Annotated in this window: 9 protein-coding genes and 1 pseudogene; all 10 read right to left on the bottom strand. The window is 59.7% G+C overall.

Annotated features, from left to right (window positions below; translation table 11 throughout):
* Positions 1-99: pseudogene (locus tag ACIQJ2_RS24335) on the bottom strand (bifunctional methylenetetrahydrofolate dehydrogenase/methenyltetrahydrofolate cyclohydrolase); the annotation flags it as partial.
* Positions 100-319: 220 nt separating this feature from the next.
* The gene (locus ACIQJ2_RS24330) at positions 320-2,218 is read right to left on the bottom strand and encodes a succinoglycan biosynthesis transport protein (protein ID WP_400676065.1); all 1,899 of its coding nucleotides are present in this window, start codon (positions 2,216-2,218) and stop codon (positions 320-322) included.
* A gap of 202 nt (positions 2,219-2,420) precedes the next feature.
* Positions 2,421-3,257: a WecB/TagA/CpsF family glycosyltransferase gene (locus tag ACIQJ2_RS24325; protein WP_400676067.1), complete on the bottom strand. Its 837-nt coding sequence runs from the start codon at positions 3,255-3,257 to the stop codon at positions 2,421-2,423.
* A 254-nt stretch (positions 3,258-3,511) separates the two neighbouring features.
* Positions 3,512-4,039 carry a hypothetical protein gene (locus tag ACIQJ2_RS24320; protein WP_400676069.1) on the bottom strand — a complete coding sequence of 176 codons (528 nt, stop codon included), beginning with the start codon at positions 4,037-4,039 and terminating at the stop codon, positions 3,512-3,514.
* The gene (locus ACIQJ2_RS24315; protein WP_199150956.1) at positions 4,036-4,404 is read right to left on the bottom strand and encodes a hypothetical protein; all 369 of its coding nucleotides are present in this window, start codon (positions 4,402-4,404) and stop codon (positions 4,036-4,038) included. Before ACIQJ2_RS24315 ends, ACIQJ2_RS24320 begins: the two co-directional genes overlap by 4 nt.
* Before the next feature lie 13 nt (positions 4,405-4,417).
* Positions 4,418-5,011 (bottom strand): rod-binding protein, encoded by a 594-nt coding sequence (locus ACIQJ2_RS24310; protein WP_400676071.1) that lies wholly within the window; start codon positions 5,009-5,011, stop codon positions 4,418-4,420.
* A 125-nt stretch (positions 5,012-5,136) separates the two neighbouring features.
* A complete protein-coding gene (locus ACIQJ2_RS24305) occupies positions 5,137-5,556 on the bottom strand; it encodes a hypothetical protein (RefSeq protein WP_199150954.1) in 420 nt (139 codons plus the stop codon).
* A 72-nt stretch (positions 5,557-5,628) separates the two neighbouring features.
* Complete coding sequence (gene fliR, locus ACIQJ2_RS24300) at positions 5,629-6,381, bottom strand: flagellar biosynthetic protein FliR (protein ID WP_400676073.1); 753 nt, start codon at positions 6,379-6,381, stop codon at positions 5,629-5,631.
* Positions 6,378-8,465, bottom strand: a complete 2,088-nt coding sequence (flhA, locus tag ACIQJ2_RS24295; protein ID WP_199150952.1) for a flagellar biosynthesis protein FlhA — start codon at positions 8,463-8,465, stop codon at positions 6,378-6,380. The genes fliR and flhA overlap by 4 nt, the downstream gene beginning before the upstream one ends.
* A gap of 264 nt (positions 8,466-8,729) precedes the next feature.
* Positions 8,730-8,996 carry a flagellar biosynthesis protein FliQ gene (gene fliQ, locus ACIQJ2_RS24290; RefSeq protein ID WP_199150951.1) on the bottom strand — a complete coding sequence of 89 codons (267 nt, stop codon included), beginning with the start codon at positions 8,994-8,996 and terminating at the stop codon, positions 8,730-8,732.
* Between the last annotated feature and the right edge of the window lie 29 nt (positions 8,997-9,025).

Here is a 9,025-nt window from a genome sequence, read left to right as displayed (position 1 = left end):
GGTCTTCACCCCGGCCTCAGCTTCGAGCCCCGCTGCTGCAACCTTCACCGCCTCGATCACCGAAGCCGCTGCAGCCTTGCCATCGATCACTGTTGTCACGCTGGTCTCCCGATATGAATTCGACGCTAGAGCGCTTCCGCTTTTCCTCGAACCGAGGCAACGCTCATCCCTTATGCTTCACTGCGCAGTCCGAACGGAAAAGCATTGCGCTGCTTTCCTGGACATGCGCCAATCTACAAACCATCAGCCGCACGGAATTGCCTGCCAACGCCCTATGGTGTCTGAAAGCGGTAATTGCAAGGAGAAAACGGCAGCCGCGTCAATCGAGCCCAGCGTGCCTGCGCGCGGCGTATGTTTCGACTTTCGAGCGCAGTTCCGCCAGTTCCTGCCGCACCCGCAGCCATTCGTCGGCCGGGGCGCTTGGGGTCTCTGTATCGCGGAACGGCTCGCCGTCGTCCTCGCGGAGTATCCCAGGCAATTGCGCGGGGAATGGTTCGATCTGGTAGGGAGGAACCGGCACCTGCGCCGCGGCATGACCGATCTCGCGGTCCTCGGCTTCCGCAGCACCGGCCAACCATTTCCGCAGGAAAACAAGACCAAGCGACAGGCCGAGACCCGCCAGGAAGCCGGTCAACTGATTGCTTGCCAGATGGTCGTCGATCGGAGCAGCGGCCGCGACGGCCTGCGAAATGACCGTCATGGGAGGCCTGACTTCCGAGGGCGCCAGAGCCGCATTCTGCTGATCGGCATCAAAGCGGCTTTGCGCAGCGGCAACCGCATCTCGCAGCTGCCCGAGCCGAGCGATATCGACATCCGTGCTCTTCTGGCTGAGCGCAGTCATTTGTATGGAAAGCGCCCCCTGCTTGTCGAGCGCAGTCTTCAGGGCTGCATCACTGCTGCTGACAAGCCGCTGCAATTGGCCACGAAGATTAGCGGCAAGGTCGTCGACGGTTGCCTGCTGTGCGAGCAGGCGCGGATGGCGTGGACCAAGCTGCGTCGCAAGCTGGGCGAGCTGTGACTTGGCTGCGCTATAGCGGCTGCGCAGATCGTCGAGGCCGGGGGAGGTGAGATCCGCCGGCAGAGCGCCGCTCATCAGCGATGCGGGCGTTGCCGATCTGGCTGCCGCGACATTCGCCTTGGCGGTACGCACCGCCAGCTCCGCCGTCTTGATTTCGCTGTCCAGCTGACGTCGTTGATCCTGCAGCGCCAGCGCGGCAGCGATCTTGTCGTCGCCGTATTCCGCCTTGAATTCGGCGAGCGCAGCGGTGGCGCGGTCGAGTTCCTTGCGGCTGCGGCCGGTTGCCGTGTCGACTGCATTCGAAGCAGCTGCCGCCTGCACGACGGCGGAGTCATAAATGGTGGCAACCACCAGACGGTTGGCGATATCAGCGGATCTGGCCGGGTCGCCAGAGGTAACGGTGAGCCGCAGGAGGCCGGTCGCATCGTCAATACCGACGTCAACGCTCTTGCGAAGGGTTGCTTGTGCGCGGGACGGCGCATCCGATGCGCCACCATTGCCGGACAGGAGCTCCATGGCGACGCCGAGGGCGCCGGCACGAGTGCCGGTGAATTCCGGATCGCGGTCGAGCCTCAACCGGGCGACCACATCGGACAGCGCCGAAGGAGCAACTGCACGCCTTGCCGCGATATTCAACACGGACTGACGTGCCCTTCCCTCGCCTTCCGCATGCAAAAATGCCTGAGAGACATAGAGCGGCGGCGGCGCGAGCAATGTCGGTATGGCCGCACCGGCCAGTGCCGTTGCCATGATGAAACCGAGGGAACCGATGCTGAGAGACCAATTGCGGCGGCGAGGCAGAGCGACGGGGAAACCCGTCTCGGGTTCGCCATCAAGCAGGTCCGGCACGAATTCCAGCAGGTCTGGCACGGGCTCCGGCTTAACGGCGGGCTCATCACTCCCGTAACGATGGCCCAGGATGCTGCCAATCTGCTCGGTCAGTGGCTGAACCTGCGGCATTTCCTCAGCCTGCGGTGCCTTCCTGCCCGATACGGGATAGGGATCGCCGTTCAGCCTTCGGCGAAGGATCGCACGCAGCTCCGCATCGCGCGGATCATCGGAATTGGCGGCGCGCAAATCGGCACGGCCGTAAACGTCCTCATCACGGTCTGGTGACGCATGTTCGGCCGACCTGCGCGAAAGCTCGAAGGTTTCGGCATCGTCGGCGTATAATCCGGTCCTGGGTTTGCTCTCAAACATGGCGGGTCATCTCACGCGCTTGGCCTCGCGACCAATGCAAATGTTAACCCACTCTAAACTTTCATAGCAAAGAAAGGGTTAACGCCCGCGTGTGAGGAGCTAGAGCATGCCGCGCAAAGTGTGCAGCGGTTCTGCGGCTGCGACATGCGTGAAATCAAAGAGCTAAAGCGCGTGAAGCGAATCTTAGAGATCGCGACGCGCTTTAGCTTGCCAGTTTATTGGGGGGCATGAGGCGCGGCCTCGTCTGCTGCGTCTCCGTGCGGCCGATCCGCTCCTTGCGGCCGAACTGATGCCTGATGACCTGATAAAGGAAGAGCGGCACGCCCAGCATATAGCGCCGCCAGAGCCTGTTCGGCTCCAGGACCAGGCGGAACAGCCACTCGCTGCGCAACGCACGCACCAAAGCCGGCGCACGCGGGACTGTGCCGGAAACGAAATCGAAGAGTGCGCCTACAGTCAGAACCAGCCGCGCGTGCTGCGGCCCGATATGTTCGGCCACCCACTTTTCCTGCAGTGGCGTACCCATGCCGACGATCAGGATATCGATCTTCTGCCGGCTGATTTCTGCCGTGACCGCATTGCTTTTCTCCGGATCGAAGAAGCCATCGGAGATGACGGTGAATTCGTGCCAAGGCGCATGCTGCCGCAGCTTTTCGGCTGCCTTTTCGACCACCGAACGGCGGCCGCCGAGCAAGCCGATGCGCTTCGGCCGCTCCATGAAGGTCAACAATGCCGGAACGAAATCCGTACCATTCAGATTGGCCGGAAAGGGTTCGCCATGCGCAACGCGAGAGGCGATATCGAGGCCCACGCCATCGGGAAGGACGAGATTGCGCTCCAGAACCTCGCGGTAGTTGCCATCGCGCAGCATCACCAGCATGTTATGGGCGTTGACGAAGGAGATCGACGTCTGACCGACGGGCAAGGATGCGAGTTCGTTGACGAAGGTCAACGCATCTTCCCAATCAAGATCACAAACCGGCAGATCAAAGATCATACGGCGCGACGCAACGACGGCAAAATCAGCAACCTGGTTCAATCCAACAACCTCCTGCCGGCGTCATCGACATGAAAAACACCGGTATTGCAAGGCCCTGTCCCTTCGCCAATCATCGGCGCGGCAACGATAGGGGCATTGCTGGAGGTTGCTTATAGCAAAGCAATCCCAAGCTTCCGTTAGGACAAAAAGCAGCAATTACTTGAAATCATCAATGCCTTGTTAAGCATGTCGATGGTGGCAAACGGCTGGTGGCCGCTCCGCCAGGGAACAGCCTCACCTGCAGATCAAGGAATCTATTCGGCCGAAACCTTGGTCGTTGCCGCATCCGGCAGGATTTTTACCGGCTTGACCGTCCTCTTGCCGATGCTTTCCCCGCCATGGGTTTCTTCCTTGGACAGGTAGTCGAGCTGTTCGATCAGGACGTCAGCGACATAGTCACCGCCAAGCCGCTCGTTCATCCGCTTCTTCAAATCGCTGCGGAAAGCCGCGACGTCGAAATTCTGTGTGTGGGAAATATCGATCGCATTGTTGCCGACGAGCAGCGAAAAAAGCTCGTCGGTGGTCAACTCAGGCAAGGGTATCTGCAACGCAGTCGCCTTGCCCTTCTCCATCATGAAGGAGATGCGCGTCAGGAAATAGCCGGTCACCTGGCCGTTGGCGATAACGGGGACATTGATCGATTCGCCCTTGACCAGTTCCTGCTGCGCCTTCTTGGCGTCGTCAGGGCTGATCACGGGCGCCGTCGCCGTCTGCACCGAAAAATAGACCGAAGCCAATGTTACCGCGCAGACCCAAAGGCCGGTGAGCACAAGCTTGATCATCCGGCCTCACGGACGCGGAATTGCTCCTGCGAATAGGTGCCATCGGTATCGGCGTTCTGCGCCGCATTCTTCAGAATGTCGGCAACGGCGCGGACGGCCTCGAGATGAGCCTCGACGCGGCGGGCATTCACCACCAGCTTCTTCTTCAACCCATGCAGCTGCTCGACATGCGTAACAGCGAGATCCGCCGGATCGGTATCACGAAACAGCATCGACAGTTCGTAGAGGCAGCGGCTCTTGTGAGCGTTCGACACCTTGAGATCGAATTCCGGGTCGCTGCCGATCCGGTTGTTCTCGTTGTCGATAATCATCTCCAGGCGGCCAAGGACAGACTTGATCCGATAGTCCTGTGACATCACTTCCATGTTGTTACCTCGCTTATGCTCTCTGGGACGTCAGCGTATTCTGATTTGTAATGCTCTTGTCGCCGTCATTGGCGTCATGTGCAGCAAGCGTCTTGCGCTGAAAATCCGTGATGGCGCTCAACGCCATCTTCTTGTCGTTCTCGTCGGTCGTGGCATTGGCAACGCCGCTGTTGCGCATCTTGTCGACCTGTTCCTTGTACATCTTCTCGGCAATGCCGACGCCGCCGTCCTTGGCGAGCGTATTGCCCAGCTGTTCGGCCATCATGCCCTTCCAGATTTCGCCGGCAGAACCCTTGCCGTAGAGCGTCTCGCTGCTCGGCAGCATGTTCTTGACGAAGTTCTGCAGCACCATCGCCTCGAACTTGCGGTAGACCTGCGGCACCTTCGAGGGGCCGGCATGCGTGCTGGCGTTGCCGAGGCCAGCCTGCGTCGAGGCGCTGTTCAGCGCATCGACGGCCGCGCCGAAGCCATTGCCGTTTTCGGCGAGGCTGGTGGCGGCAAAAGCGACCTTGTTGGCAGCAAGTTTCGCCTGGGCAACCTGGACATCGTCCGGATTCGCGGCCCTGACAACGTCCAGAACCAAATCACTCGGAGGCGAAATAGCCACGTCACGTCTCCTTCTGCTATCGCACGCTCCCGAAAACCCGAAGGCGCTCGCTTGGCATGTCGAATCAAACGGTCGGAGCAGGCTGGCAACCTTGTGATGCATGCCATGCTCCGTGATCGCTGCGATTATGAATTTTGAAGCTTGCTGGAGGCTGGCGTTGCGCCGGCGAAGCGCTGGTCGATAATGTCATAGACCGCATTGTCGTCGGCTTCGCGAGTTTCAAGCTCGCGGGCATCCTTCATATGCTCCTCCAGCCGGTCACCCTTGGTGCGCTCCTGCTGGACCTTCATCTGAATCAGCGTCTGAATGCCCTCCAGCTGCTGATCCTTGATGGTCAGGCGGCCGTAGCGCTCGGCATAATGGACGGAAAACGCCATATGCACAGGGTCGGACGAGCCAATGGCATCCATGACCCGCTCCATCGATTCGGTTACATCCAGGCGATGACGGGTGGTATCGGCAAGCTCGTTTTCGGCGATACGCTCCAGATGGCGCTGCACCGCAACCAGACGCTTCAGTTTTTCGGAACGGCTTTGCTCGGCCATCGTCTACCTGCCCACCAAGCTGACGTCACCGGTCGCCTCGAACATATGCCTCCTGGCGTCGCTGCTCATCGGCTAATGCCCATTGAAGACGGTAAGAAACGCACCGGAGAACTGATTGATCATCGCCGCGACGCTCAAATAGAGCATGAATAGCCCGCCCATCAGAAGATAGGGGGTGGAAATGAAGTAGATCGGGATCTGCGGCGCCAGCTTGTTGATGAAGCCGATCGAGATCTGGAACATCATGCCGTACAACAGAAACGGGCTCGACAGCCTCAGCATGATGAAAAAAGTCGTCGACAGGGTATCGGTGATGGAGATCAGCGCGGATCGTGGATCGATATGGCCACCGAACGGAATGACCGAATAGGAATCGACCAGCGCCTGGAGAACATAGTGATGGAAATCCAGAATGAAGAGGATCATCAGCCCGCAAAAGCTGATGAAGCTCGTCAGTGAGGTCTCGCTCGAATCGTCAATGATATCCGCGCCGGCCGGCGCGTTGAAGCCGATCAGCATCGATATGACAGTACCGGCAAACTGCAAGCCGAGCGTATAGATGCGGGCCATCATGCCGTACATCAGGCCGATGACCGTTTCCGTGAAAATCAGTCCGATGTAGCTGGCGCCGCCATTTGCCACTGCCGGATAGATGGTGCTCCAGAGCAGCGGCAGGACGGCCATCGACAAGGCGACAGCGAGCAGAAGCCTGATCTGCACAGGTATGCGGCCTGACGAAAATCCCGGGAGCACCATTATGCAGCCGCCGATGCGGCAGAAGGCGACGAAAAGCGCCAGAATGGTCCCCTGGGGGTCAGGTATCATGAAATCGAACCTAGAATCTTGATCTCGATCCCCTTGGCCAATTCCACATGCGACAGGACCGGAAGGGTCGCGAACAGGCGTTCGATGATCATGCGCACATAGGAGCGCGTTTCCGGCGACGTGACAAGGACGAAGGGCATGCCGCGGTCCATGTATTCACGGATAACTTTGCCGGCCTGCTCGCTGAACTCTTCCAGGCTGCGCGGATCGATGTCGAATTCGACGATCTCGCCCTTCTGGTCGCGCTTGAGCGCCTGATGGAAGATCAGGTCCCATTTGCTGCCGAGGCGCAGGACGCGCAACACGCCATTGTCGGCAAGATCGCCGCAGAGCTGCTGCGCCATGCGCACGCGGACATGCTCGACGATCTGCTCGGTCTTGCGGACATGCGGCGCAAGTTCTGCGACGGCTTCGAGGATAAGATGCAGATTGCGGATGGAGACGCGCTCGGCGAGCAGGAGCTTGAGCACCGCCTGCAGACCGGAATAGGACATGTGCGACGAGCAGATTTCGTCGGCCAGCTTCTTGTATTCCGGGTCGAGCCGCTCGATCAGGATCTTCACGTCCTTATAGGACAGAAGTGCCGGCAGGTTGTTGCGGATAACCTCGCTCATATGGGTGAGCACCACGGAGACGTTGTCGATCGGCTGGAAGCCTTCGCGCTTCAGATCCTCGGTGAACGCCTCGAGGACCGAGACGGCAGGCATGCCGAAAGCCGGTTCGCGAATCTCGTCGCCCGGAACGGTCGGCTTGCGGCCGGAGCCGGTGACCACGAGGACTTCGCCGACGCGCAGCATGTTGGAAGCGATCGTCGTTCCGTGGATGCGGATCTGGTAGGATTTGTCGGCAATGCCCATGTCGTCGATCACCTTGATCTCCGGCACGACGAAGCCGTACTGCGTGGCGAATTTCTTGCGCATCTTGCCGACGCGGAAGGCCAATTCCTGATGGGCGCCGAGCAGGCGCGTGGAGACGATCTTGCCGAGCGCCAGTTCGATCTCGGCTGTTTTCAGCACCGACTTGACCGAGTCCTTCTCCATCTCCTTCGTCTGCATCACCTTCTGCTCTTCGGCGTCGCGGCGAAGCTTGTTCTCGGCCTCGATCTGGCGCGGGATGAACCAGGCGCCGGAAGCCAGCAGGCCGCCAAGGAACACGAAGGGAAAGAAAGGCATGCCGGGCATCACGGCAAGAATGCCCATAAGGACGGCCGAGACGGCGAGTGCGCGCGGATAGCCGCTCAGCTGATTGATGACCGCCTGGTCAGTGGAACCAGCCGTGCCGCCGCGGGAGACGAGGAGACCAGCGGCGAGCGACACGACGAGTGCCGGCATCTGCGACACCAGACCGTCGCCGACGGAAAGCTTGACGAAGACATCCGCAGCCTGGCCGATCGGCATGCCATGACGGAAATAACCGATGATGATGCCGCCGAAGATATTGATGCAGGTGATCAAGAGGCCGGCAACGGCATCACCGCGCACGAATTTCGAGGCACCGTCCATCGCACCGAAGAAGGAGCTTTCCTCTTCCAGTTCGCGACGACGACGCTGCGCTTCCTTCTCGTCGATCAGGCCGGCCGAAAGGTCGGCATCGATCGCCATCTGCTTGCCGGGGATGGCATCCAGGGTAAAGCGGGCGCCGACTTCGGCGATACGCGTCGCACCCTTGGTGATGACGATGAAGTTGATGGTGATGAGGATCAGGAAGACGATCAGACCGATGACGAAATCGCCCGACATCACCAGGCTCGCAAAGCCGGCGATGACGCCGCCTGCGGCGTCGTGCCCTTCATAACCATGGGAAAGAATGACGCGTGTGGTCGCGATATTCAACGCAAGTCGCGTCATCGTGGCGATCAGCAGGATCGTCGGGAAAGACGAGAATTCCAGCGGCTTCTTGATCCACAATGCGACCATGAGGATCAGCACTGAAAGCGCGATCGAAAAGGCAAGCCCGAGGTCGATCAGAAATGCCGGGATCGGCAGAAACAGCACGCAAAGGATGACCATGATACCGAGGGCAAACCCGATATCACGGACGCTGGGATTCGCTTTTGGGAGCGCTAGTGCGGGTGGTTGTGCCATCGACCGATTTTCCGTCTCTTCATGAGAGGAGGCAAACGGCTGACCCGCCTGCCCTATTCGAACCGATCTTTAAAAGGCGAAGCTTGCGCGAGAATGGCTATGGCCGGCGAAGCGCGTGATCCCAAATACTATTTTAGCGATGGCATGGGGTTCCTAAAGCGCACCGCGATCCTTCAGATCCGCCACGCTTCGGCCCGCTGGTCGCCGCTCTCGCAAAACCGCCACATGCCTTGCATTCTATGCGCAGCGTTGCGGAAAACCGCTTTAGAAGCCAGACTGGATGCGCGAGAAGACGAGATTGGTGAAAATCGAAATCTGCGAACCGACAAAGGGAGCGGTGATGCCGATGGTCACCATGACGGCAACGATCTTCGGCACGAAGGTCAACGTCGCTTCCTGAACCTGGGTCAAGGCCTGGATCAAGGCAATCACCAAGCCTACCGCCATCGCAGCGAGCACGGCCGGGCCGGAAGCTACGAGCACGGTCCAGATTGCTGCCTGGAAGATATCCAACGCGTCGGCTTCATTCATGCAGCATCATCCCGTGGTTCGGCAGCTAC

Origin of the sequence: Rhizobium sp. NPDC092011, assembly GCF_044756305.1 — a bacterium.
In the GTDB taxonomy this organism is placed as follows: Bacteria; Pseudomonadota; Alphaproteobacteria; order Rhizobiales; family Rhizobiaceae; genus Rhizobium.
Note: the sequence above shows the minus strand (reverse complement) of the source record. Positions and strands in the feature narration are given on the sequence as shown.